The sequence below is a fragment of the Pelobium manganitolerans genome, from assembly GCF_003609575.1.
Taxonomy (GTDB): Bacteria; Bacteroidota; Bacteroidia; order Sphingobacteriales; family Sphingobacteriaceae; genus Pseudopedobacter; species Pseudopedobacter manganitolerans.
Genome location: NZ_MBTA01000023.1, coordinates 299,312 through 325,831, shown reverse-complemented (window position 1 = coordinate 325,831; position 26,520 = coordinate 299,312). Strand labels below are relative to the sequence as shown.

Sequence of the window (26,520 nt, the reverse complement as noted above, 5' to 3'; positions counted from 1 at the left end):
ATGAAGCTGGTTAAAAATATAGGGTTAGCGGTGTTCTTGTGCTGTTTTGCAATATTTCTCTGTTTGCCTTTTATGGGCACCTACCGCTTAACGTCACAGCAGTTTGAAAGCGTAGTTAGCGACAGCGCTCACCGCGCCGCATTGGCTCCTAACATGCAAGCCATGTTTGATAAAAGCTATGCTAACAATTTTAATTTCTTGGCAGATTACGGGCAAGCGTTAGACAAAACCAACCAGCAATTTAAAGATAAAGAAGCGTGGGTCAAGGTAATCCATACCGATTATGCGCTACCACTGGCAAAAATTTCTGCCAGAGGCTTTGTTAAAGAACACATTCAAACCTTATTCTATATCTGTTTTATCATCAGTAGTTTGGGCGGTTTAATTTATTTTATTGCGGATTTATTTCTGCAAAAAAAAGGAGACACGCAGCACAAACAGGTTTTTAAATCGGGTATTACAAACCGCGGGATTTCTGCCATCGTGTTTGCGGTATTTTTAATTGCCTTTTACATCCTATTGTATCAGGCCCCAGCATATTTAAGCAATTGGGTTTTGATGGTAGATCCGCTTAGCATCAAACTCACCGGCAGCCAAGCCAGCCAATGGTTTTTGTACGGCTTTATGTATTGCTTAGTGATGCTGGTAATGGGCCTAAAGATGCTGATTAAGCACCGCCACAGTAATTATCAGTTGGTGCGAACCGTTTCCGTGATATTTTTTCAGGTGGCATTTGCCTTTATGATTCCCAATATTTTAACCTTGCTTCAATTGCCATCGGCAGATTTAAAAAACATTTGGCCGCTAGACTATACTTTCTTTTTTGATTACCATTTGAATGATTTGCTCTCTGCCGGATTGCTAGGCTATTGGATGTTGGGCTGGGGAATTTTTTTAATTGTGGTTGGCGTGCCGGTGATGGTTTATTTTTTTGGGAAACGCTGGTATTGCAGCTGGGTTTGCGGTTGCGGTGGCTTGGCCGAAACCTTTGGCGACCCTTTCCGGCATTTATCAGACAAATCAATAAAATCCTGGAAAATTGAACGTTACTTAGTGCATGGCGTGTTGCTTTTTGCCGTAGTGATGACCGTTGCCGTACTTTACACATTTTTTACCGGCTCTTCTACCCTCTTGGGCATCAACACCTACGGCATACGGCAGGTTTATGCTTTTGCCATCGGATTTATCTTCGCCGGAGCAGTTGGCACCGGTTTTTATCCGCTAATGGGCAACAGGGTATGGTGCCGTTTCGGTTGCCCATTGGCAGCTTATTTAGGCATAGTGCAGCGCTTTAAATCGCGCTACCGCATTACTACCAATGGCGGGCAATGCATCTCTTGCGGCAACTGCTCTACCTATTGCGAAATGGGCATTGATGTACGTGCCTACGCCCAACGTGGCGAAAATATTATCCGTGCATCTTGCGTGGGTTGCGGAATTTGTGCCGAAGTTTGTCCGCGCGGCGTGTTAAAACTAGAAAACGGCCCCGAAAACAACAGATTTGAGAATCAGCTAAACTTGATTAGAGCTAAGAATGAAGTTTGACAAACCGGATGTGTACGTGGTAATTCCTGCTTATAACGAGGAAAAATCGATAGCGAAAGTGTTAAATGATATTCCGGCAGGGCTGGTTAAAGAAGTGCTGGTTTGCAATAATAACTCTACAGACGCTACCGCTGCCGTGGCCCAAAATGCAGGCGCAAGGGTGTTGTTTGCTAAAGATGCTGGCTACGGCAATGCCTGTTTAGCGGGCTTGGCTTATCTGGAAAGCGTAGCGCAACCTCAAGATATCATTGTTTTTTTAGATGGCGATTACTCGGACTATCCCCAGCAGATGCCCCTTTTATTACAGCCAATTTTAGATGGAGAAGCAGATTTGGTAATCGGTTCGCGTGCGCTAGGCAGTAAACAAAAAGGGGCTATGACGGCGCCACAACTATTTGGCAACTGGCTAGCTACCAAATTAATCCGCTTATTTTATAGCGTCAGCTTTACAGATTTAGGCCCGTTTCGCGCTATTGGTTGGGGTAAGCTTCGGCAATTAGATATGCAAGACAAAACCTATGGCTGGACAGTGGAGATGCAAGTAAAAGCGGCCAAACAAAAGCTTATTTGTATAGAAAGGGCGGTGGATTACCGCAAACGCATCGGCAAAAGCAAAATATCTGGCACCGTAAAAGGCGTAATTTTGGCAGGTTATAAAATTATATGGACAATCTTTAAAAACCTTTAATTTTGCGGGATTGATGTGGTGGCAAAACGGGATATTATTTTTATACACGGCGGCTTTGGGCGTATTGTTTATTTTTAGTGCCGGACAAGCGTTCCTAATCTATTTTTATCTAAAAGCGAAAAAAAAGCCTGCGCCACAAAAGCCGTCGCTACCTCTACACTTACCTAAAATAACCGTGCAGCTTCCGCTCTTTAACGAGCTTTACGTAACCGAGCGTTTAATTAACGCCGTTTGTCAACTGGATTATCCCAAAGAATTGTTGCAAATACAAGTTTTAGACGACTCCACCGACCAATCTTTAGCATTCACAAAAAAATTAGTGGACGACAAAAAGCGGTTGGGCTTTAACATTTGCCAGCTTAAACGCGAGAAAAATATCGGCTTTAAAGCCGGAGCTTTACAACACGGTTTGCAACAAGCCACAGGTGAATTTATCGCCATTTTTGATGCAGATTTTATCCCGGAAGCGGATTTTCTGAAACAATTACTCCCTTATTTTAGGGATAAAAAAATAGGCATGGTGCAAAGCCGGTGGGGGCATTTAAACAACAATTATTCTTTATTAACTAAAGTTCAAGGCTTTGGTTTAGATGGGCATTTTAGCGTAGAACAAGGAGGACGCAGTGCGCGGGGCTTGTTTATGAGCTTTAATGGCACCGCGGGCTTATGGCGCAAAGCCTGCATTTTAGATGCCGGTGCCTGGCAACACGATACCTTAACCGAGGATTTAGACCTTAGTTACCGTGCGCAATTGAAAGGCTGGAAATTTAAATACCTGGAAGATGTAGTTTCGCCAGCCGAACTTCCGGCAACGCTAAATGCGCTTAAATCTCAACAGCACCGCTGGACCAAGGGCGCTATAGAAGTGTCTAAAAAGACTTTCGAAAATTTATGGCAAGCCGATGTAAGCAAGCACAAAAAGTTGTTTGGCTTTTTCCACCTGCTAAATTCCTACGCTTTTGTATTTGTTTTTTTAGCAGCCGTGCTAAGCATACCCGTGCTACTAATTAAAAATGCCGTGGGCGTGCCAAATTGGTATTTTCCCTTATTAGGTATTTTTGCATTGGCTTTTGTAATCATGTGTGCTTTTTATATAGTGGCCTTTTACCAAAGCCATAGGAGCTTAAAAAACTTTATCGTCACGTTTTTGGCCTTTGTTTCGGTATCCATGGCGCTTAGCTACCACAATTCTGTGGCGGTGTTAGAAGGTTTATTCGGCTTTAAGTCTGCTTTTATCCGCACACCAAAATTCAATATCCTCAAAAGCGAAAAACCGGTAAAAAACATTTATGCGAACTACGCTTTTCCCCTGTCTTTTTATGTCGAGTGCGCGCTGATGCTTTATTTTGTTTTCGGAATTGTTGCTGCATACCATTTCAAAGATTTCGCTTTATTGCCTTTCCATTTGTTTTTAGTTAGCGGATTTGGCATTTTAAATTTTTATGCACTGAAAGACAGGATGAAGGGGAAGGCTTGAGATGGAAGACATAAGGTTTAAGGCATGAGGCTGAGCGTGTATAATTCAGGCAAAAACTCAATCGTTTAAATCCGTTAAAGCAAATTTTGAAACTTTCTAAATCATCGGCCTAAAGCGCAATGGCTCGGCTTTGCCAACATTGAAAAAATAGGCAGCGGCCGTGCCCGTGGTATGCTTTTAGAAGTTCATTCACCAGAAAAAGTAAAAAATTAGGCGAATATGGCGAAGTCGCTCATTTTTTAATCTAATTTTTACATTTTTGCAAAAAATTTTATAGATGCAGAGCTACGAAGAATTCCTAGACCAAAGCGTTGGTTTTCCGCAAGAGGGTTTTGACATTATTGACGATGAGCTTTATTTCCACGATTTAAATCTGATGGAAATGATAGAGACGTATGGCACGCCATTGCGTTTCACTTACCTGCCCATCATCAGCAAAAAAATACAGCAGGCAAAAATCCTGTTCCAGACCGCAATTTTAAAAAACAACTATCGCGGCAGCTATAAATATTGTTATTGCACCAAAAGCTCGCACTTTAAGCATATTGTTGAAGAAGCGCTAAAAAACGACATCCACTTGGAAACGTCATCGGCTTTTGATATGCCGATGATTGATGCGCTGGAAAAAAAAGGCACCTTAACCAAAGATATCACGGTTATTTGCAACGGCTTTAAAACTTTCCAGTACAAGCAATATATTATTGATATGTTGCACGATGGTTTCCACAACATTATCCCCGTGCTGGATAATAAAGAAGAATTCAATTTGTACGATGATGAGATTGAGCTGGATACGCCTTGTAATTTAGGGATACGCATTGCGGCAGAGGAACAGCCCGACTCGCAGTTTTACACCTCGCGTTTGGGCGTCCGTTTAGAAGACATCATCGATTTTTACAACAACAAGATTGTTAAAAACCCTAATTTCAGGGTCAAGCTCTTGCATTTCTTCATCAACTCCGGAATTTCTGACACTCCATATTATTGGAACGAGCTGGAGAAATATGTGACTCTGTATTGCAAGTTCAAGAAAATCAACCCGCATTTAGATACGCTGGATATTGGTGGCGGTATGCCATTTAAAGATTCTTTGGTCTTCGATTTTGATTACGAGTACATGATTAACGAGATTGTAAAGCGTATCAAAGAAATTTGTGCCGAGCATGAGGTGATTGAGCCGGATATTATTACAGAGTTTGGTAAATACACCGTGGCAGAAGCTTCAGGCATTTTATACAAAGTTTTAGGCCGTAAGCAACAAAACGACCGCGAAAAATGGCTGATGCTTGACGGCTCTTTTATTACCAATTTGCCAGATGTTTGGGCCTTAAACCAACGTTATGTGCTATTGCCAATTAACAACTGGGATAGCGAGTACGAACGTGTAAACTTGGGCGGCATTACCTGCGACGGGCAGGATTACTACAACCAAGAAGCGCATTTAGGCAACGTTTTTATGCCAAAAACGCGAAAAGTACAGTTTTTAGGCTTTTTTAATACCGGCGCTTACCAAGAGGTTTTAAGCGGTTATGGCGGTATACACCATTGTTTGTTGCCATCGCCTAAGCAAGTCATTATCCGCAGAAACCGCGATGAAACGTTCAACTACGAGGTTTTTGGCGAAGAGCAAAACAGCAAACAAGTGATGAAAATACTGGGCTATATTTAAGCCGATCACTTTTAGATGTACAAAGCTTCGGGAGTTAATCCCGGAGCTTTTTTTACTTTCTTTACCCTAGAAGACCACAAACTAACCACCTAACAAACTAAACCCTAACCACCTAACCACCTAACAAACTAAACCCTAACCAACTAACTCCTAACAAACTAGCCCCTAACAAACTAACCAACTAACCAGCCTCGGCAAAAACACCAAACATCCAACCGCCACCGCTACAACAGCTGCAACTAAAACCGCTAAGGCAGCCAAGTCTTTTATCTTTTTAATGCGGATATCTTTCTCGGGGCATAGCACATCACAAACTGCCTCCACGCAGGTGTTAAAAATTTCGGCCACCAGCACAAAGCCTATCGTAAATAGCAGCAAGCCCCACTCCGCATAACCTATATCCATTATAAAGCCAAATATCACCACCAAAACAGCCACTACCATGTGGATTCTGGCGTTATGCTCCTCGGCCAAAAGCACTTTTAATCCATCAACTGCATATTTAAAACTGCTAACACGCTTCCGTAAAGAAAAACGCTGTTTGTTCGTCTGCTGATTCATATAATTTTAAACTTCCAAACTTTTCATTAAAATAGAAACGCTTTAAATTAAGTAAGTTCTGTTAAAATATATGCAGAATAACGCTTTATGTTTATGTTTGAGGATTTTAAAAACATCTTCAAATGGACGATTTTTTAGCTGCCCGTTCGCAAATGGCGCTCTCCTTGGGCTTTCACATTATCTTTTCGTGCATAGGCATGGTGATGCCCTTTTTTATGGCCGTTTCGCACTACCTGTATCTAAAAACCAACCACATCACCTACAAGCACGTCACCAAAGCCTGGAGCAGAGGCGTGGCCATATTTTTCGCCACCGGAGCGGTATCAGGTACGGTATTATCTTTTGAGCTGGGCTTATTGTGGCCAAAATTTATGGAACATGCGGGACCTATTTTTGGAATGCCTTTTTCTTTAGAGGGCACCGCTTTTTTTATTGAAGCTATTGCTTTGGGCTTTTTCCTTTACGGCTGGGATAAGTTTAACAAATGGTTCCATTGGTTCACAGGGGTTGTGGTAGGTATCAGCGGATTGGCTTCGGGCATTTTGGTAGTTGCCGCCAATGCGTGGATGAACAGCCCCGCCGGCTTTGACTACATAAACGGAGAGTATCTCAATATCGACCCCATTGCGGCCATGTTTAACGATGCTTGGTTTTCGCAAGCTTTGCACATGTGCATTGCGGCATTTGTGGCCACTGGCTTTGCAGTAGCTGGTGTACACGCTTTAATGATGCTGAAACAGCAAAGCGTCGATTTCCACGCCAAATCTTTTAAAATAGCGGCAGTTTTTGGCGCCATAGCCGCGCTTTTGCAACCTATTAGCGGAGATATTTCGGCCAAGTTTGTGGCTAAAAACCAACCTGCTAAACTGGCAGCTATGGAAGCGCATTTCCACACCGAAAAAGCTGCGCCACTCATTATCGGAGGTATACCCGATACCGACAACCAAACCGTGAAATACGCCTTAAAAATCCCTGGTGCCCTAAGTTTTATGGCTCATAGCGATTTTAACGCAGAGGTTACCGGCTTAGATCAAATCCCGAAAGAAAACCAGCCGCCTATCGCCATTACGCATTATGCTTTTCAAATTATGGTGGGTATTGGCGTTTTACTGATGTTATTAAGCATCGCTTATTTTATCGCTTTATGGAAAAAGAAAGCCTGGCTGCAGCAAAAGTGGTTGCTTAAACTTTTTGTGTTTTCCACGCCACTGGGTTTTATAGCGGTAGAAGCCGGCTGGACCGTTACCGAAGTTGGCCGGCAGCCTTGGATAATTAAAGATGTAATGCGCACCATAGATGCCGTGACGCCTATGCCGGGCATTGTGTACTCGTTTTACATTTTTACCGCCGTTTACATTTCCTTATCGTTCATTGTAGCCTTTATGCTGTACCGCCAAATTAAAATGGTGCCTCAACTTTATGGTTCAACCCCATCACAATAGAATATGATCTACGTAGTTATCGCTTTTTTGTGGACCTCTATCCTACTCTACTTAATTTTGGGTGGCGCCGATTTTGGAGCTGGAATATTAGAGCTTTTCACCTCCGATGCCAACAAGACCAAAACGCGCAAAACCATGTACCGCGCCATAGGTCCAATTTGGGAGGCCAACCACATGTGGCTCATTATTGCCATTGTAATTTTGTTTGTGGGTTTTCCCAGCATTTACACCACCATGTCCACTTTTATGCATATCCCGCTGGTGCTGATGTTGCTGGGCATTATTGCGCGGGGCACGGCATTTACCTTTCGGCATTACGATGCGGTAAAAGACGAAATGCAGAAAATTTACAACCCTATTTTCGTGTACTCCAGCTTTGTAACCCCATTGTTTTTGGGTATTATCGCAGGCAGTACCGTAACGCGCAGCATCAATCCGCAGGCAAATAACTTTTTAGATGCCTATATTTTTAGCTGGCTCAATGCTTTTTCTTTCGCCGTAGGCCTGTTCACCGTGGCTATCTGTGGTTTTTTAGCAGCGGTTTTTATCATCGGGCAAACGCAGGAACAAAGCGAGCGCGAGCGTTTTATCCGCAAGGCAAAAGCTTTTAATATTATGGCCGTGCTAGCAGGAGCGGTAGTTTTTGGTGTTTCTTTTATAGAAGACATCCCTTTGACTACTTGGGTATTTGGGAGCTGGCCGGGCGTGGCCGCTTTTATTCTAGCTACTATTTCCGTCATCGTCCTATGGTCTATTTGGCACAAGCCTTACACCAATACGATGCGCTTTTTGGCAGGTTTTCAGGTGAGCATGATTCTTTTTATCACTACTTGGGAGCATTATCCAAACATCGTACTGCTTAAAAATGGCGACGCGTTATCCTTGTTAGAAGAGCAGGGCAATGCAAAAACCATAGATGCTTTAGCCTGGGCGCTTCTGCTAGGAAGCATTTTTATTTTGCCAACGCTGGTTTATCTCATTTACAGCTTTCAGAAAAACCCGGCGACAGATAAAACCTAATTTTTGGGCGTTCCCCGCTAAGCGGGGCGGGCTTTCTGTTCCAATCTTTTTGCTGGTAGAAGCAAAAAGGATTTCCACGTCAATCCCTAACGCAAAGTTTAGCATTGGTGGCAAAAGCTTATCAGTTAAATGTAATATACTTTCAAATTTTGATTTAAAACATAAATGGTTCGGTATTTAATGCGCAAATTCGCCCTCGTTATTGGTCTAATACTTACCTTTGCATCATGATTGAACTTCCTGTAATCCCGGCAAACCAAGCGCAACGCAAACCAGATTGGCTTAGAGTTAAACTACCTGTTGGCAAGGAATACGCCCATGTGCGGGGTTTGGTAGATCAGCATAAACTGCATACCATCTGCGAAAGCGGCAACTGCCCAAATATGGGCGAGTGCTGGGGCGCAGGTACAGCCACATTTATGATTTTGGGGAACATCTGTACCCGTTCATGCTCGTTCTGCGCCGTAGCAACCGGCAGGCCTTTAGCCGTAGATACCGACGAGCCTAACCGGGTAGCCAACTCCATCAAATTGATGAATGTAAAACACGCGGTATTAACTTCGGTAGACCGTGATGATTTAAAAGACGGCGGCTCTATCATCTGGGCAGAAACTATCAAAGCTATCCGGCGCGACAGCCCAGGCACGACCATGGAAACCTTAATCCCAGATTTTAAGGGAATTTGGGACAACTTATACCGTGTTTGCGAAGAACGTCCAGAAGTGGTATCGCACAATATTGAAACCGTGCGCCGATTAACCAGAGAAGTACGCATACAGGCCAAATACGACCGTAGCATGGAGTGCTTGCAGCGCATTTCTGAGTTTGGTTTAAGGACCAAATCGGGCATTATGCTGGGCTTGGGCGAAACCGAAGCAGATGTTTTGGAAACCATGCAGGATCTAAAAACTGCTGGCGTTCACGTGCTTACCATAGGTCAGTATTTGCAACCAACTAAAAACCACCATCCGGTTTTAGATTGGATACATCCCGATCAGTTTGCGTTTTACAAAGAAAAAGGAAGAGAAATGGGATTCAAATATGTAGAAAGCGGTCCTTTGGTACGGTCATCCTACCATGCCGAAAAACACTTGTTTGATTTTTAAGTACTCATCAAGGCTGGATATGTAAATTTTATTGCCTTTAGCAAACGCACCTATTGATAATTGTAACAAATACTTGATTATCCCCATAAGCTTGCTATATTTGCGCTTATAATATCTCGCCCCAGAAATATTAAAAAGACATGAAATTAATTTTGACCACAACAACACATCATTTACATCATCGCTAAGGCGATGTGATATTTGTTATGTTTTGTACGTCAAAACTGTTTCTCTTTAAATTCTTTAGTCTTTTTATCAATACTTTTAAATCTTGAAAACTTTAAAAATCGCCATTCAAAAATCTGGCAGATTGAACGAAAAATCTGTTGAACTGTTAAAAAATTGTGGCTTATCTTTCGATAATTATAAAAGCTCGTTAATTACCCAAGTATCCAATTTCCCGCTCGAAATTTTGTTCCTGCGTGATGATGATATCCCCGAATATGTACAAGACGGCATTGCCGATATTGGCATTGTGGGCGAAAACGGCATCGCCGAAACAGATGTTGATGTAACTTACCTGCAACGTTTGGGTTTTGGAAAATGTAAATTGAAGCTGGCTGTGCCTACGCATAGCGATATAAAAACGGTAGCCGACTTAAACGGTAAATCTATAGCTACCTCCTATCCCGTTATTCTTCAAAAATTTTTAGATAAAGAAGGCATCCAGTCAGATATCAAAACCATTTCTGGCTCTGTGGAGATTTCGCCGGGCTTGGGTTTAGCAGATGCTATTTTTGATATCGTTTCTACCGGCGGCACCTTACGTAGCAATGGTTTAAAACCTTTTGCGGATGTAATGTCGTCTGAAGCGGTTTTAATAGGCCGTAAAGGGATAGAGAGCGATGCCTTAATTACCGAGCTGATGCAACGCATACAATCTGTAATGCGCGCCAAAGAAACCAAATACGTGGTATTAAACGTTGCAAAAAGCAATTTAGATAAAGTTTTGGCATTGTTGCCAGGCGTAAAAAGTCCTTCCGTTTTGCCTTTGGCAGAGGAAGGCTGGGTAGCCGTACACACTGTAATTCCGGAAACAGATTTTTGGAACCACATTAACGAGCTGAAAAGCGCCGGCGCGCAAGGTATTGTGGTAATGCCGATTGAAAAAATCATCATGTAAATACCAGCACGGAAAACGGATATGAAAACCTATAAATTTTCAGATTTAAACCCTGCGGAAGTGGACTTTTTGGTATCGCGAAATGCGGATAGCAACAACCAGATTAGAGCCAGCGTAGAAAACATCATTAACGAGGTAAAAATAAACGGCGATGAAGCGCTAAAAGATTTTGCCTTTAAGTTTGATGGAGTAACGTTGGACGAGCTTTATATTGGAAAAGCCGAATTGGCTGCGTTGGCATCTACAATAAGCAATGAGGCCAAACAAGCGATTAACACGGCTTACCAAAACATCAAAAAATTTCACGAAAGCCAGAGAAGCGATGAAAAGCCAGTAGAAACTACGCCCGGCGTAAAATGCTGGCGCGAGCTACGCGCCATTGAACGTGTAGGTTTATACGTTCCGGGCGGAACAGCCGTATTGCCCAGCACTTTTTTAATGTTAGGCGTACCCGCAAAAATTGCAGGCTGTAAAGAAATTGTGGTTTGCTCGCCACCGCAAAAAAACGGAAAAACCAATGCCTATATAGCTTATGTAGCGCAACTTTTAGAGATTGATAAAATTTATTTGGTAGGTGGCGCACAAGCCATTGCTGCCATGGCTTATGGTACGGCAAGCATCCCTAAAACCGACAAAATTTTTGGTCCCGGGAACCAGTACGTCACCATGGCTAAAACCATTATCCAATCTACCACTAATACGGCTATTGATATGCCGGCAGGTCCGTCGGAGGTTTTAGTTATTGCAGATGAAAGTGCAAACCCTGTTTTTGTAGCAGCCGATTTATTGGCACAATGCGAACATGGGGTTGATAGTCAGGCTGTGCTGGTAAGTAATTCGGAATTGCTTATAAAAAATAGTTTGCTAGAGGTGGAAAAACAGCTTTTAGTTTTGCCGAGGAAGGATATCGCTGCAAAAGCTATTGCTAATTCTTATGCGGTTTTGGTTTCTGCTTTAGAAGAAGCACTGCACTTTAGCAATTTGTACGCGCCAGAACACTTGATTTTAGCTTGCGATAGCTGGCAAAACTTAACCGAAAAAATTGTGAACGCGGGTTCTGTATTTGCAGGCAATTTAACACCGGAAAGCGCCGGCGATTATGCCAGTGGCACCAACCATACTTTGCCTACCAGCGCTTATGCAAAAGCGTACTCGGGTGTATCTTTAGATTCTTTCGTTAAAAAAATAACGTTTCAGCACATCAGCGAAAGCGGACTTAGAAAGCTAGGCCCTGCAATAGAAACTTTAGCCACCATAGAAGGCTTGCAGGCACACAAAAACGCGGTTACGGTAAGATTGGCAGAGGTGAAGTGAGATTTGAGATGGGAGATTTGAGACGTGAGATTTGAGACTCGAGAACTTAATGAACTAATGACTTTCTCAAACTCAATGAACATTGAACTAATGGAACTTCCCAAACTCAATGAACTAATGGACTCAATGAACCATCCAACGAATGAACTCAGTGAACTAATGAACCAGTGAACTAAAAAATCATTTAAAACGAAATTGCACGATGAACTTTGACATCAATAAAATCATACGCCCAAATATTAAAACTTTAAAGCCCTACTCTTCTGCGCGCGACGAGTTTAGTGGCGAAGCATCTGTTTACTTAGACGCTAACGAAAATGCCTTCGGTTCGCCTTTGGCTACAAATTACCATCGCTACCCGGACCCGATGCAATACGCCGTAAAAATGCGTTTAAGCGCGATAAAAGGTGTTCCGGCACGTAATATCTTTTTAGGCAATGGCAGCGACGAGGCGATAGACATTTTGTTTCGCAGTTTTTGCAACCCGGGCGTGGACAATGTGATTATTGTGCCGCCAACTTACGGAATGTACGAGGTTTCTGCCAACATCAACGATGTAGCGCTGAAACGGGTAAACCTTACTGCCGATTTTCAGCTAGATTTGGACAGCATTGCAGAAGCGATTGACGTAAACACCAAACTGATTTTTATCTGTTCACCTAACAACCCAACGGGCAACTCGATACATCGTGAAGATATTGAAACCTTACTGGCCAATTTTAACGGTATTATAGTAGTGGATGAGGCTTACATCAATTTCTCGAGGCAAAAATCCTTTATCCAAGAGCTTACCGAATACGCCAACTTGGTGGTGCTACAAACGCTTTCTAAAGCTTGGGGATTAGCTGCATTACGTGTGGGCATGGCTTTCGCCAGCGAGGAAATTATCGAAGTGTTTAATCGGGTTAAACCACCTTATAACATTAATGAAGCATCGCAACAATTGGCTTTAGAGGCCTTGCAAAATGTAGATCAGGTAAACCAATGGATTAAAGAACTTCTAAAAGAGCGCGATGCTTTAGTTTTAGCCATTAAAGATTTTGATTTTGTGGTGGATATTTATCCGTCTGACGCTAATTTTATTTTGGTAAAAACTACCAATGCCGATGCAATTTATAAATACCTAACGCAAGTAGGCATCATTGTCCGCAACCGCAATAAAGTGGAGCTGTGCGAAGGCTGCTTGCGCATCACAGTGGGTACAAAAGAAGAAAACGAGGCTCTAATTGATGCCCTTAAACAATTTAAAGAGAGTTAAATATGTTGCAACCTGACTTAGAAAGCGCTTCAGCTGAGCAAACAAACGCAAAAAGGATTTTGTTTATCGACCGTGACGGCACACTGATTTTAGAGCCGGAAGATGAACAGATTGATAGTTTTGAGAAATTGGTTTTTTATCCAAAAGCCATCAGTAACTTGGCAAAAATTGTCAAAGAGTGCGATTTTGAGTTAGTGATGGTAACTAACCAAGACGGCTTAGGAACTTCGTCACACCCAGAAGAAAATTTTTGGCCGGTACAAAACTTCATCATACAAACCTTAAAAAACGAAGGTGTTGAATTTAAGGAGATTATCATTGATAAAACCTTTGCTAAAGATCATGCGCCAACCCGCAAACCGGGCACTGCATTACTTACGCATTTCTTTGATACCACAAAGTATGATTTGGCAAATTCTTTTGTCATCGGCGACCGTTTAAACGATGTAGTTTTAGCCAAAAATTTGGGTGCCAAAGCTATTTGGTTAAATAACAACCCGGCTTTAGGAGCCACAGAGGCCCAAAATAAAATTGACAATTTGGATGAGGTTTTGGCAATTGAAACCGGCGATTGGGACGAAATTTACCGCTTTTTAAAGGTTGGCGACCGTAAAATTGAACATGTGCGCAAAACTAATGAAACGGATATCTTTATTAAAATTAATTTAGACGGCAAAGGCAACGCAGATATCAAAACAGGCTTAAACTTTTTTGATCACATGTTGGACCAAATTGCCCGCCACGGCGGTATAGACCTTACCGTGCATACCAAAGGTGATTTGCACATTGACGAACACCATACCATTGAAGATACCGGCATTGCTTTGGGCGAGGCTTTTGCTTTGGCTTTGGCCGATAAAAAAGGGATTGAACGCTACGGTTTCTGCCTGCCGATGGACGATTGCTTGGCCCAGGTAGCCATTGATTTTGGCGGACGAAATTGGATTGTTTGGGACGCCGAATTTAAGCGCGAAAAAGTTGGCGATATGCCTACGGAGATGTTTTATCACTTCTTCAAATCTTTTTCGGACGCGGCAAAAGCCAACTTAAATATTAAGGTTGAGGGCGATAACGAACATCATAAAATTGAAGCCATTTTTAAAGCCTTTGCAAAGGCCATTAAAATTGCAGTAAAAAGAGATATTAATAATATGCGTTTACCAAGTACAAAAGGACTTTTGTAGAAAGAGAGAGTAAAGAGCAAAGATTAAGGAGCAAAGACAATACGTCCCAGTCTTGATACTTGATACTTGCTACTTGATACTCAAAACCCAATACCCAATACTCAATACTCTATACTCACTACTAAACAATGATTGGAATAGTAAATTACGGCGCCGGCAACATATTCTCGCTAACTGCGGCTTTGGATAGGTTAGGTTTAAGATACGGAATGATTAACTCAGAAGCTGAGTTTGACTTGTACGAGAAAATCATTATTCCGGGTGTAGGCCATGCCGGTACAGCTATGCAGAAGTTGAGCGATACAGGCTTGGTACCCAAGATTAAAAGCTTAAACAAACCTGTTTTGGGAATCTGTGTTGGGATGCAACTGCTCACCGAATTTTCTGAAGAGGGCAATTCGCAATTATTGGATATTGTTCCGCTAAAAACATTGAGGTTCAGAGAGCTAGAGTCCAAGAAAGTTCCGCACATGGGCTGGAACCGCGTTTACTCAAATTCGGGACAGCCACTTTTTAACGGAATTGCATCCGGCGCATATTTTTACTTCGTTCACTCCTATTTTATAGAATTTAATCCTAATTTTACCGTCGCTTATTGCGATTACGGCATCAAATTTTCTGCTGCAATCCAAAACAATAACTTTTACGGGGTACAGTTCCATCCAGAAAAGTCGGGTGAAGCTGGAGAAACACTCCTTAAAAATTTCGCTAACTTATAAAATCAGAACATGTACATTATTCCTGCTGTTGACGTACTTGACCAGAAAATTGTCCGCCTAGTAGAAGGCGACTATAACCAGGTTACCCGCTACGAAGTGTCATTGGAAGAACAAATAGACATGTACCAATCTAACGGTACCGAAATTGTCCATATCATCGATTTAAATGGCGCCAAAGGCGATTTCAGCAATCAAAAATATTTAGCAGATATCATCAAAAAAACCGACATGAAGGTGCAGTATGGCGGCGGTGTTAGAAGCATTGACAAAGTAAAAGAATTGATTGATGTGGGTATTTACCGCGTTATCGTGGGCACACAGGCTATCACTAATCCCTCTTTTTTAGAGGAGCTGAGCAGAGAAATCTGCAATAAAACAAAATGCTCTGACCAAGTAGTTGTTGCTATCGACGTTTTAGACGAGGTGATTAAATACTCTGGCTGGATGGAAAGCTCTCCAATTAAGCTAATGGATTATGTTGACAGATGTTTACAACTGGGCTTTTTCCGTTTTTTGTGTACCGATATTAATAAAGACGGTAAGTTGGGTGGCGCCGGAGTTGAGCTGTACAAAAAGTTGTTGAACCACTCCCCTTTCATTAAACTGATTGCTTCTGGTGGTATCAGCTCAATGGCAGATATTGAAGAACTCAACCAACTAAATATCGAATCATGCGTGGTGGGTAAAGCTATTTACGAAAAACGCATCTCTATTGAAGAGATTAAAAAATGGAATTTACAGCGACTTTCCTCGCTATAAACACAGCTAAATGTTGAGTAAGCGTATTATCCCTTGTTTAGACGTTAAAGACGGGCGAACAGTAAAAGGGGTAAATTTTGTTGACCTTAGAGACGCCGGCGATCCGGTTGAGCTGGCTTGGCAATACTCTAACCAGGGCGCAGATGAGCTGGTTTTTTTAGACATCACAGCTACCCATGAAAAGCGTAAAACCACCATTGAAATGGTGAAAGCTGTGGCGCGCCAGGTGAATATCCCCTTTACCATTGGCGGTGGCATCAGCGAGATAAAAGATGCAGAAGCACTATTAAATGCAGGTGCCGATAAAATTTCTATTAACTCTGCCGCTGTCCGTAATCCGCAATTAATTAACGATTTGGCAAAGGCTTTTGGGGTGCAGTTTGTAGTTTTAGCAGTAGATACCAAACATTTGCCAATCGGTGATTTTGTTCACCTAAACGGCGGGCGTATTGCTACGGAAATTGAAACCCAAAAGTGGATAAAAGAAGCTGAACAACGTGGTGCAGGCGAAATTTTATTGACATCGATGGATAAAGACGGAACCAAATCTGGTTTTGATAATGTTTTGTTGAAACAAATTAACGATTTGGTTAGCATCCCGGTTATAGCCTCTGGCGGTGCGGGGAGCAGTGAGGATTTTGTAGATGTTTTTAAGCTAACAGACGTGGATGCAGCTTTAGCGGCTTCAGTTTTCCATTATGGCGAGATTTTAATCCCCGAGTTGAAGGCGCTGTTAAAAAAAGAACAGATTGAAATAAGGCTTTAAATTATTATCTTTAAAGTATGGAATCGCTAACAATCAACATCCTTAATCCAAAAGCAAAAGGGCTTTTGGAAAATTTAGTCGAACTGAATTTAATAACCATTTTAGAGGTTGTTCAAGATTCGAAGACGGACGAACAGGCTTGGGAGTCGTTGTCTAAAGAGCAACAAGATGGCATTTTGAAAGCGATGCAACAGATTGAAAACGGCGAAGGGATTCCGCATGAAACAGTGATGATGGAAGCTAGAAAAAAACTTCAGCTTGGCTAGGTCAGTTGTTTGGTCGCCACTGGCGAAAGAAGATTTCCATAACATCTTATATTACCTCGACCAACATTGGGACAGCCATGTCGCAAATCAGTTTTCGGAGCTTACGTTAAATAAAATTACGAAAATAGTCCAGAATCCGAAGCATTTTGCGCTGATTAATCCCGCTGCAGATATTAGAAAATGTGTACTGACTAAACAAAACACATTATTTTACAGAGAAATAGGTTCAATTATCGCCGTACTAAGAATTTTTGACACACGGCAAGATCCGAAGAAACTAAGATTTGATTAAGTGAAAATAGATTTTAATAAAAGTGAAGGACTAGTTCCTGTAATTATCCAAGACAGCCAAACGCTTGAAGTTTTGATGCTGGGCTACATGAACGAAGAAGCCTATCTAAAGACACAAAAAGAGCAAAAAGTAACCTTCTTCTCGCGCAGTAAAAACCGCTTATGGACAAAAGGCGAAGAAAGCGGCAATTTTCTTTTGGTGCGCAACATCAGCGTAGATTGCGATAACGACACCATTTTAATTAAAGCAAAACCTGTTGGCCCAACCTGCCACACCGGCTCGCGTAGCTGTTTTAAAACAGATTACAACCAAAATTTCATTTTTGAACTTGAAAATATAATTGCCGATCGCTATGAAAACCCCAGCGCTAAATCATACGTGAATAGCTTGAGGCAAAAAGGCATCAACAAAATTGCACAAAAAGTGGGCGAAGAAGGCGTAGAAACGGTAATTGCCGCCCTTGCAGAGAGCGAAACCGATTTTATAAACGAAGCATCTGATCTGGTTTTTCACCTTTTGGTATTGCTAAAAGAAAAAGGGATTACTTTGGATCAGATAGCTAAAAACTTAGAATCGCGCCACCGCTAACAATTTAAGGGCGTCCGGGCGGGCTTTCCGCTACAATCTTCACCGCCGAAAAAAGCGGTAAAGATTTCCGCTGCAATCCCTGACGCAAAAAATAAATCGCACCATGAAAGCTACTACCCTTTCCGGGCACAACAACCCCATTTACACCTGCATCACTCATCCTGGCCTGCCCTTATTTTACACTGCCGGCAATGATAAAGGTGTGGTTGAGTGGGATTTGGAACACAAAGTTCACCGGCGCGTTTTTAAAAATGTGCAAAGAACGGTTTACGCCTTAGAAATTATACCGGCGTTAAACTTATTGTATGCCGGTTGTAACGATGGAAATTTGTTGGCTTTTGATTTAGAAAGCACCGAAACCAAGGCTTTGCACCACCTTGGTTCAGCTATTTTTGATTTAAAATACATCCCTTTAAAAGAAGAACTAATTTGCGCTACCGATAAAGGCGACATCTTTATCTTATCTGTAACAGACAATCAGATTGTACATCAATTTAGCTCCGGCGCAGAAAAAGTACGCTCCGTTGCTATTCATGAAAAGTTGAATTTGCTGGCAACAGCCTCTAACGATCAGCAAGTGCGTTTGTACAATTTAGATGATTTTACGCTGATACAACAGTTTAAAGCAAACGATTACGGCGTGGGTTCCATCTGTTTCTTGCCGGATGGCACGCAACTGATTACGGGTGGTAGAGACGCGCATCTAAACATTTACAACGTGTTCGATTGCTCGCTGATAAATCGCTTCGCGGCCCATTTGTTCGCCATATACCACATCGAGTTTCACCCGCATCTGCCTTTTTTTGCAACCGCTAGCCGAGATAAATCGGTAAAAATTTGGCGCGCAGAAGATGCTTCCTTATATAAAATGCTCAGTATCGACAAAGCCCGCGAAGGACACATCCTTTCGGTAAATGATGTTGCGTGGTCTGCAGATGGTAAACATCTAATTTCTGTAGGCGATGATAAGATGGTGAAAATCTGGGATTTCGAAGCGATTTAGCTTTTATTGCACCATTTTTCTGTTGAATTTGTTTCTCATAAGAAGCTTGCTTGGCACAAACCTTGCAAAACTCCTCACCGTATGCACATTGCATACGCAAATATTGATTAACAAATTTTTAAACCCATGAAAACAAATTCAAAATTTTTCAATTACTGCAAACTTGCAGCAGTTGCATTAGTAGCAATGGTAGGTTTTTCGGCCTGTAGTAACGATGACGATAACGGAATTACCGGAGATGCTTATGTAAGAATTGTGAACGCAGCAAGCGGTTCATCTGCACAGGACTTTTATTTAGACAGCACAAAAGTTAGCACAAAGGCAGTCGCCTACACAGAAAGTAGCGCTTACATGACCACCAACAGTGGAAATAGGTTAGCAAGATTTAAAACAAGCGGCAGCACTACCGTGAATTCATCATCAAACGTAAAATTAGATGCTGGTAAATATTACACCATCTACTATACAGGGGGTGCATCTGCCAATGCCAACTTTGTAACTACAGACGAGCGCGGAAAAGCGGCAGCAGGTAAAGCTAAAGTGCGTTTTGTACACCTAAGTAGCTTTTTAGCCGATAAAGTTAATTTGACTATTAAAAACGGTGCAACCATCGTAAACAACTTGGCTTACAAAACCGCGTCGGCTTACCAAGAAGTTGCTGCATCAAGCGATTTTGAGCTGATAGCCACAGGTTCTAACGATTCCTCTATAGATCTTCCTGGGCTAAACTTGGCGTCTGGCGCAAGCTACACTGTTTACATCAGTGGCGATAACTTATTGAATCTTAAAGTTAAAGCAATGGTAGACGAACAGTAAAAAACCGGAATCAAAGAAAAACAAAAGCCGTTGGAACCAAAGTTCCAATGGCTTTTGTTATTTTAAGGTTAATTGTTATATAACATCTTCAAACAAATTGATGGCATCTTTGCTTTCTAAAGAAGAATGCCCCATCAAATATTCGTCTACTTTACGGGCTGCTTCCCTTCCTTCCGAGATAGCCCATACCACCAAAGACTGACCTCTACGCATATCGCCGGCAGCAAAAACTTTCTCCACGCTGGTTTTATATTTGCCTTCAATAGCGTCCACATTGTGGCGACCGTCTAATTTAACTCCCAACTGCTCCAACATACCTTCGTACTGTGGATTTAAAAATCCCATTGCCAAAAATACACGCTCGCAAGGGATTACGCGTTCAGTACCGGCTATTTCCGTAAATTTAACTGGGCGTCCTAAGAAATCTTTCTCCCATTCCACTTCGCTAATGCGCAAACCTGTTAAATTGCCATCGGCATCGCCAATAAATTCTTTGGTATTGATAGCCCAGTAGCGTTCGCAACCTTCTTCATGCGAGCTAGTAGTCTTCAACAACATGGGGTATTGTGGCCAAGGCATATTAATAGTACGCTCTTTAGGAGGTTGAAACATTAACTCGAACTGCGTAATGGATTTTGCACCTTGACGGTTTGATGTGCCCACACAGTCGGAACCGGTATCGCCACCACCAATAACTACCACATTTTTATCTTTTGCAGAGATTTCATCTTCCGTAAAACTGATACCCGCCACGTTTTTATTTTGCTGCTTTAAAAACTGCATCGCAAAATAAATTCCTTTTAATTGGCGACCGGGAATCGGCAAATCTCTAGGAATGGTTGACCCTCCGGCCAGTACAACAGCGTCAAAACTGTCCACCAATTGTTGTGCGGGAATGTCTTTGCCTATTTCGGTATTAAATTGAAAACTGATACCGCTTTCTTTCATCACTTCCACGCGCCTTTGTACCACTGTTTTTTCCAATTTAAAATCAGGTATTCCGTAACGTAACAAACCTCCGGCGCGGTCATCGCGCTCGTAGACGGTAACTTCATGACCAACTTTGTTGAGCTGTGCCGCAGCCGCTAAACCCGCCGGACCAGAACCAACCACGGCAACCTTTTTACCGGTCTTTAGAATCGGGTTATAAGCCTTCACATAACCCTTTTCGTAAGCAATTTCGATAATATGTTTTTCAATTTCCTCTATGGCCACCGGCGGCTTATTAATACCCAGCACACATGCAGATTCGCAGGGTGCCGGACAAATACGGCCCGTAAACTCCGGAAAATTATTGGTTGAGCTTAAAATCTGATAAGCTTCTTCCCAGTTTTTCTTGTACACGGCATCGTTAAACTCCGGTATCACATTACCTAGCGGACAGCCATTGTGACAAAACGGAATACCGCAGTTCATGCAACGCGCAGCTTGCTCATTAAGCTTCTGCGGCGGATACATGCCCACAAATTCATTGTAATTTTTTACCCTATCTTTTGCAGGTGTTTTTTCTGGAAGCTCTCTTCCGTACTCTTTAAATCCTGTAATCTTTCCCATTTTAGTAAGTTGATTGTAATTGTTCTTTTTGGGCCAACACTCGTTTAAATTCTTTAGGGAATACTTTAATGAATTTTGCAGATTCATCTCCCCAGTTTTCTACCAGATGTTTGGCTACGCTGCTTTCGGTTAATTGATGGTGCTTACGCAGTAATTTGATAATAAGCTCTTCATCTTTAGGACTTAGCGGATCTAAATCCACCATTTCCAAGTTGCAATTATCTCTAAACCCGCCATCTACATCGTAAACCAAAGCGATACCGCCGCTCATACCCGCCGCAAAGTTTCTTCCGGTTTTACCGATAATTAATGCGATACCGCCTGTCATATATTCGCAACCGTGGTCGCCAACACCTTCTACAACTGCAGTTGCGCCCGAGTTACGCACCGCAAACCGTTCGCCCGCTTGCCCGCGGATAAACAACTCGCCAGAGGTAGCTCCGTAAAGCACCACATTACCCACAATCATGTTATCTTCTGGTGCAAACTGCGCTTCTTTAGCAGGATAAACCGCCAGTTGCGCACCTGATAAACCTTTGCCTACATAATCATTGGCCTCGCCTTCTAGCTCAAAAGAAAGTCCTTTAGCGCCAAAAGCTCCGAAACTTTGTCCGGCAGAGCCTTTAAACTTGTAGTTGATGGTGTTATCTGGCAAACCGGCAGAACCATACCGTTTAGCAACCTCGTTAGAAAGCATAGTGCCAACGGTACGGTCGGTGTTTTTTAAAGAGAACTCGCCAAATACCGGAGTTTTGCTTTCTAAAGCCAATTTTGCATTTTCTATCAGCTTCCAATCTATAATGTTGTCCATACCGTGGTCTTGGCTTTCGCTGTTGTAAAGCGTTAAACCTTTAGGATAAACCATCGGCGCAAGCAAAGCAGAAAAATCTAGTTTTTTTGCTTTCCAGTGGGTTACATCTGGACGTACTTTCAAGAATTGTACGCGGCCAACCATTTCATTTACCGTTCTAAATCCAAGTTCGGCCATCACCTCACGTAGTTCTTGAGCCATAAATTTAAACAGGTTTACCACATGTTCTGGCTTACCGGTAAACAGTTTCCTTAGTTCTGGATCTTGTGTGGCAACACCAACCGGACAAGTATTTAAGTGACATTTACGCATCATAATACAGCCACCAACAACTAAAGCAGCGGTAGCAACGCCCCATTCCTCGGCACCTAAAAGAGCGGCAATGGCCAAATCGCGTCCGGTTTTTAACTGACCGTCGGCTTGTAAAACCACACGGCTTCGCAATTTATTTTTAACCAATGTTTGGTGCGCTTCTGCCAAGCCTAGTTCCCAAGGTAAACCGGCGTGTTTGATAGAACTAATTGGCGATGCTCCGGTTCCGCCATCATAACCTGCAATTAAAATTACGTCGGCATGGGCTTTTGCCACACCGGCGGCAATGGTGCCTACACCCGCTTTAGAAACCAGTTTTACGTTGATTCTGGCAGCTCTGTTCGCATTCTTCAAATCAAAAATTAGTTGTGCCAAGTCTTCGATAGAATAAATGTCGTGATGCGGCGGCGGAGAAATTAAACCCACACCTGGCGTAGAGTGACGGGTTTTTGCAATCCAATCGTCCACTTTATGTCCCGGAAGCTGACCGCCCTCGCCCGGCTTAGCGCCTTGAGCCATCTTAATCTGCAACTCATCGGCATTTGTTAAGTAATTGATGGTTACCCCAAACCGGCCTGATGCTACCTGCTTAATGGCCGAACGCATAGAATCGCCGTTTGGCAATTTCTGGTAACGCATTTCATCTTCGCCACCTTCGCCGGTATTGCTTTTACCGCCAATACGGTTCATCGCTATGGCCAAAGTACTGTGCGCCTCATGCGAGATAGACCCGAAAGACATGGCGCCCGTGGCAAAGCGTTTCATGATGTTTTCTGCCGGCTCTACTTCATCAATAGAAATAGGTTCTAAATGTTTGGCAAAATCCAACAAACCGCGCAAAGTGTACATTTTCTCTTTTTGGTTGTTTACCGCATGCGCATATTTTTTATACGTTTCGTAATCGTCTGTTTTAGTAGAGTGCTGCAGCAAATGCACCGTAGTTGGATTAAACAAGTGTGCTTCTCCCCTACGTTTCCATTGGTAAATACCCCCTTCTGGCAACAGATGCTCGGCATCCTGTTTAAAACCAGAAATGTGTTTAGAAAGTGCCTCGCGCGCTATCTCATCCAAACCTAAACCGCCAATTCTGCTAATTCCGCCGGTAAAATATTTATCTACCACCTCTTTGCTGATACCTAAGATTTCGAAAATTTGAGATCCGTGATATGATTGTAAAGTTGAAATTCCCATTTTAGAGAATATTTTTAACAAACCGTCGCAAACAGATTTGATGTAGTTTTTAACCAACACGTACTCTTCCAAAGGTGTATCGTATCGGTCGTCTAACTTTATGGCGTGTATAGATGCTAAAGCCAAATAAGGGTTAATAGCGGTAGCACCAAAAGCCAGTAAACATGCAAAATGATGGACTTCCCAAACGTCGCCGGCTTCAACCACCAAGCCCACAGCACCGCGTAGGCCTTTTTTAATTAAAAAGTGGTGTACTGCAGAAACTGCCAAAAGTGAAGGAATTGGCGCGTGTTCTGAATCTATGGCACGATCCGATAAAATTAAAACCTCAAAACCGTCGTTCACCGCATCTTCTGCATAACGGCAAAGCCTATCTAAACCGCGTTCTAAAGAACCTTCCAAACCGTCTGCCTTAAAATAGGTTTGCAAAGTTTTAGCATTAAATAAGCCTGTGTCAATACTTCTCAGCTTCTCTAGCTCCTGGTCGGTTAAAACCGGCTGCTTCAAGGTAACGCAGTGGCAGTGCATTTTATCTTCATCTAAAATGTTGCCGTTATTACCGATGAAAGTAGCCAAGCTCATTACCAAACGCTCGCGGATTGGATCTATCGGTGGGTTGGTTACTTGGGCAAAAAATTGCTTGAAGTAGCTTGAAAGGTGTTGTGGTCGGTCTGAAAGTACAGCTAAAGGAACATCTGTACCCATGGAGCCAATCGGTTCTTTACCATCTAAAGCCATCGGTTTAATAATGGTATCAATGTCCTCACGTGAGTATCCAAAAACCTTCTGGTAACGGTAAACCGATTCTTGCGAAAGTTTAGTGAAAGAAACACGTGGCTCTGGCAACTCTTCTAACTTGATTTTATAGTTGTTAATCCAATCGCCATAAGGTTGTCGGCTGGCAACTTGTCTTTTTATTTCCTCATCCGTGATGATTTGGCCATGTTCAATATCAATCAAAAACATTTTTCCCGGCTGTAAGCGGCCTTTGCGGATAACTGTTTTTTCATCAATTGGCAACACGCCGGCTTCTGAAGCTACAATCACACGGTCGTCATTAGTAATGGCGTAGCGTAAAGGACGAAGGCCGTTTCTATCTAAAATAGAACCGATGAGCTTTCCGTCTGTAAAAGTTAAAGCTGCCGGGCCATCCCAAGGTTCCATAATGGTGGCGTGGAACTCATAAAACGCCTTTTTAAGCGGATCCATTGCTTCGTTACCGTCCCAAGCTTCGGGCACCAACATCATCATTACGTGCGGTAATGAGCGTCCGGTAAGCATCAAAACTTCAACAATATTATCTAAGCAAGCCGAGTCTGATTGATTATTATCAATTACCGGAAGCAAAATTTCCATTTCTTCTGGCGTAAAATATGGCGAAACGTAAGAGCGAACACCTGCATAAAACCAGTTTAAGTTACCGGTTAAGGTATTAATTTCTCCGTTGTGCGACATGTAGCGGAAAGGTTGCGCCAACTTCCACGAAGGAAATGTATTGGTAGAGAAACGAGAGTGGATCATCCCGAAGGCAGAAGTAACACGCTCATCTTGTAAATCTTGGTAATATTGACGTACCTGATAAGTGGTCAACTGACCTTTATAAACAATTACTCTGGAAGAAAGCGAGGTGAAATAAAACTCGCCCTCCGCCGTGCCAACTGTATCTGTTAAGGTTTTGCTGATTAAGCGACGTAATACATAAAGCTTGCGTTCAAACTCGTCATTATCTTTAATGTGGTTTGGTTTGCCGATAAAAATTTGGCGAACTAATGGCTCTACAGAGCGGGCTGTTTCCCCAACCACTTCAGAATTAACGGGAACCTTTCTATATCCTAAAACAGGCAGTCCCATTTGGTCGGCACAAGCTTCCACTAACTTGCGCAACGCTTTTCTATCATGACCATTTTTTGGCAAAAACATCATACCGACGCCATAATCACCAGGCTCTCTGAGCGCTATCGCTTCTGCCATGCACTCATCTAAGAAAAACTCGTGAGGTATTTGTATCATAATACCCGCACCATCTCCACTGTCAGGATCACAGCCACATGCGCCACGGTGCTCCATGTTCTCGAGCATCGTTAACGCATCAACTATAATCTGGTGAGATTTTTTGCCGTTGATGTTAGTGATAAATCCAGTACCGCATGCATCGTGTTCAAACTTCGGATCGTAAAGCCCTTGTTGAATTTGATCTGGTTGATTCATTAAGATATAATTTAAAAGTTCTTTGTTTGGGCTCTCAAAATACGGTTTTTTAAGCCTAAATTTTTATTCATTTATTTTTTACGAATGTTTCAATGATATTGCTAATTTTTTCAATATTTAATAGATAAAAGGGAAATTTAAACCGATTTCATTGATGATTTATCAATTTTAGCAGTAAAATATTATTTATTCGATAATACAAAATAACAATCAAAACAGACTAAAAACGCGTAAAAACAATATTTACCAAACTTTAGTTTGCAAGAAACCCAAAAATCGGCAATTAAATTTGGTTGGTTATTTAGAAGAATTTTAAATAAGTATGGGCAAAATTTATACTTTCGCAGAACAAAGTAAAAGCTATGAATAAAGCAGTTTTTTTAGATAGAGATGGCGTTATAAACAAAGAGCTGGGCGATTATGTGTGCAAGTTTGAAGATTTTGAAATTTTGCCACACAACTACGACACCTTAAAAGAACTACAAGATAGGGGTTATTTGCTTTTAGTGGCAACTAACCAGGGCGGTTTAGCTAAAGGATGGTACACCGAAGATATTTTAAAGAAAATGCACGACCATGTAGAGGCAGACTATCTTAAACACGGCATTACCATATCTCACTTTTATTATTGCCCGCACCACCCCAACTTTACCGGCGAGTGCGACTGCAGGAAACCAAAGCCCGGAATGCTTTTAAAAGGTATCAAAGATTTTAATTTAGATCCTAAACTGTGCTATTTCATTGGGGATAAGTTAACCGACGTAGAAGCGGCGGAAGCTGCAGGCATGACGGGGATTAAAATAGATATCGACCAGCCTTTAGATGAAGTGCTGCATTTAATTAAATAG

The 26,520-nt window shown here is 42.2% G+C and carries 23 protein-coding genes; 20 read left to right on the top strand and 3 right to left on the bottom strand.

The window, feature by feature from the left end:
* The 4 genes from BCY91_RS10130 (at position 1) to BCY91_RS10115 (ending at position 5,379) form a co-directional block, all read left to right on the top strand.
* Positions 1-1,545 carry a 4Fe-4S binding protein gene (locus BCY91_RS10130; RefSeq protein WP_120181826.1) on the top strand — a complete coding sequence of 515 codons (1,545 nt, stop codon included), beginning with the start codon at positions 1-3 and terminating at the stop codon, positions 1,543-1,545.
* Positions 1,535-2,233 carry a glycosyltransferase family 2 protein gene (locus tag BCY91_RS10125; protein WP_120181825.1) on the top strand — a complete coding sequence of 233 codons (699 nt, stop codon included), beginning with the start codon at positions 1,535-1,537 and terminating at the stop codon, positions 2,231-2,233. The genes BCY91_RS10130 and BCY91_RS10125 overlap by 11 nt, the downstream gene beginning before the upstream one ends.
* A 13-nt stretch (positions 2,234-2,246) precedes the next feature.
* A complete protein-coding gene (locus BCY91_RS10120) occupies positions 2,247-3,710 on the top strand; it encodes a cellulose synthase family protein (RefSeq protein ID WP_120181824.1) in 1,464 nt (487 codons plus the stop codon).
* 277 nt (positions 3,711-3,987) lie between these two features.
* Positions 3,988-5,379, top strand: coding sequence for an arginine decarboxylase (locus BCY91_RS10115; protein WP_120181823.1), 1,392 nt, complete (start codon positions 3,988-3,990; stop codon positions 5,377-5,379).
* A 165-nt stretch (positions 5,380-5,544) separates the two neighbouring features.
* Here BCY91_RS10115 and BCY91_RS10110 read toward each other — a convergent pair whose 3' ends face one another.
* Positions 5,545-5,940: a diacylglycerol kinase family protein gene (locus BCY91_RS10110; protein ID WP_120181822.1), complete on the bottom strand. Its 396-nt coding sequence runs from the start codon at positions 5,938-5,940 to the stop codon at positions 5,545-5,547.
* A gap of 122 nt (positions 5,941-6,062) precedes the next feature.
* Here BCY91_RS10110 and BCY91_RS10105 point away from each other — a divergent pair, with 122 nt between their 5' ends.
* The 15 genes from BCY91_RS10105 (at position 6,063) to BCY91_RS10035 (ending at position 19,596) form a co-directional block, all read left to right on the top strand.
* Positions 6,063-7,382, top strand: a complete 1,320-nt coding sequence (locus BCY91_RS10105) for a cytochrome ubiquinol oxidase subunit I (protein WP_120181821.1) — start codon at positions 6,063-6,065, stop codon at positions 7,380-7,382.
* 3 nt (positions 7,383-7,385) lie between these two features.
* Positions 7,386-8,402, top strand: coding sequence for a cytochrome d ubiquinol oxidase subunit II (locus BCY91_RS10100; RefSeq protein WP_120181820.1), 1,017 nt, complete (start codon positions 7,386-7,388; stop codon positions 8,400-8,402).
* Between the two features lie 227 nt (positions 8,403-8,629).
* Positions 8,630-9,508, top strand: coding sequence for a lipoyl synthase (gene lipA / locus BCY91_RS10095; protein WP_120181819.1), 879 nt, complete (start codon positions 8,630-8,632; stop codon positions 9,506-9,508).
* A 271-nt stretch (positions 9,509-9,779) separates the two neighbouring features.
* On the top strand, positions 9,780-10,631 hold the full coding sequence (gene hisG, locus BCY91_RS10090) for an ATP phosphoribosyltransferase (protein WP_120181818.1): 852 nt from the start codon (positions 9,780-9,782) through the stop codon (positions 10,629-10,631).
* A gap of 21 nt (positions 10,632-10,652) precedes the next feature.
* Positions 10,653-11,945 carry a histidinol dehydrogenase gene (gene hisD / locus BCY91_RS10085; RefSeq protein ID WP_120181817.1) on the top strand — a complete coding sequence of 431 codons (1,293 nt, stop codon included), beginning with the start codon at positions 10,653-10,655 and terminating at the stop codon, positions 11,943-11,945.
* A gap of 202 nt (positions 11,946-12,147) precedes the next feature.
* Positions 12,148-13,203, top strand: coding sequence for a histidinol-phosphate transaminase (gene hisC / locus BCY91_RS10080; protein ID WP_120181816.1), 1,056 nt, complete (start codon positions 12,148-12,150; stop codon positions 13,201-13,203).
* Positions 13,204-13,205: 2 nt separating this feature from the next.
* Positions 13,206-14,387, top strand: coding sequence for a bifunctional histidinol-phosphatase/imidazoleglycerol-phosphate dehydratase HisB (gene hisB, locus BCY91_RS10075; protein ID WP_120181815.1), 1,182 nt, complete (start codon positions 13,206-13,208; stop codon positions 14,385-14,387).
* Between the two features lie 128 nt (positions 14,388-14,515).
* Positions 14,516-15,106 carry an imidazole glycerol phosphate synthase subunit HisH gene (gene hisH / locus BCY91_RS10070; RefSeq protein WP_120181814.1) on the top strand — a complete coding sequence of 197 codons (591 nt, stop codon included), beginning with the start codon at positions 14,516-14,518 and terminating at the stop codon, positions 15,104-15,106.
* A 9-nt stretch (positions 15,107-15,115) separates the two neighbouring features.
* Entirely contained in the window at positions 15,116-15,865 is a 750-nt protein-coding gene (locus BCY91_RS10065; protein ID WP_120181813.1) for a 1-(5-phosphoribosyl)-5-[(5-phosphoribosylamino)methylideneamino]imidazole-4-carboxamide isomerase, read from the top strand.
* A 10-nt stretch (positions 15,866-15,875) separates the two neighbouring features.
* Positions 15,876-16,631, top strand: coding sequence for an imidazole glycerol phosphate synthase subunit HisF (gene hisF, locus BCY91_RS10060; protein WP_120181812.1), 756 nt, complete (start codon positions 15,876-15,878; stop codon positions 16,629-16,631).
* Positions 16,632-16,648: 17 nt separating this feature from the next.
* Positions 16,649-16,897 carry a hypothetical protein gene (locus BCY91_RS10055; protein ID WP_120181811.1) on the top strand — a complete coding sequence of 83 codons (249 nt, stop codon included), beginning with the start codon at positions 16,649-16,651 and terminating at the stop codon, positions 16,895-16,897.
* On the top strand, positions 16,890-17,189 hold the full coding sequence (locus BCY91_RS18065; RefSeq protein WP_120181810.1) for a type II toxin-antitoxin system RelE/ParE family toxin: 300 nt from the start codon (positions 16,890-16,892) through the stop codon (positions 17,187-17,189). The genes BCY91_RS10055 and BCY91_RS18065 overlap by 8 nt, the downstream gene beginning before the upstream one ends.
* Complete coding sequence (gene hisIE / locus BCY91_RS10045) at positions 17,190-17,777, top strand: bifunctional phosphoribosyl-AMP cyclohydrolase/phosphoribosyl-ATP diphosphatase HisIE (RefSeq protein WP_120181809.1); 588 nt, start codon at positions 17,190-17,192, stop codon at positions 17,775-17,777.
* A gap of 103 nt (positions 17,778-17,880) precedes the next feature.
* On the top strand, positions 17,881-18,780 hold the full coding sequence (locus tag BCY91_RS10040; RefSeq protein WP_120181872.1) for a WD40 repeat domain-containing protein: 900 nt from the start codon (positions 17,881-17,883) through the stop codon (positions 18,778-18,780).
* A gap of 126 nt (positions 18,781-18,906) precedes the next feature.
* A complete protein-coding gene (locus BCY91_RS10035; RefSeq protein ID WP_120181808.1) occupies positions 18,907-19,596 on the top strand; it encodes a DUF4397 domain-containing protein in 690 nt (229 codons plus the stop codon).
* A 75-nt stretch (positions 19,597-19,671) separates the two neighbouring features.
* On the opposite strand, the gene BCY91_RS10030 is transcribed toward BCY91_RS10035, so the two are convergent.
* Both BCY91_RS10030 and gltB read right to left on the bottom strand, forming a co-directional pair.
* Positions 19,672-21,150: a glutamate synthase subunit beta gene (locus BCY91_RS10030; protein WP_120181807.1), complete on the bottom strand. Its 1,479-nt coding sequence runs from the start codon at positions 21,148-21,150 to the stop codon at positions 19,672-19,674.
* A gap of 1 nt (position 21,151) precedes the next feature.
* Entirely contained in the window at positions 21,152-25,672 is a 4,521-nt protein-coding gene (gene gltB / locus BCY91_RS10025; protein ID WP_120181806.1) for a glutamate synthase large subunit, read from the bottom strand.
* Positions 25,673-26,034: 362 nt separating this feature from the next.
* Here gltB and BCY91_RS10020 point away from each other — a divergent pair, with 362 nt between their 5' ends.
* The gene (locus BCY91_RS10020) at positions 26,035-26,520 is read left to right on the top strand and encodes a D-glycero-alpha-D-manno-heptose-1,7-bisphosphate 7-phosphatase (protein WP_120181805.1); all 486 of its coding nucleotides are present in this window, start codon (positions 26,035-26,037) and stop codon (positions 26,518-26,520) included.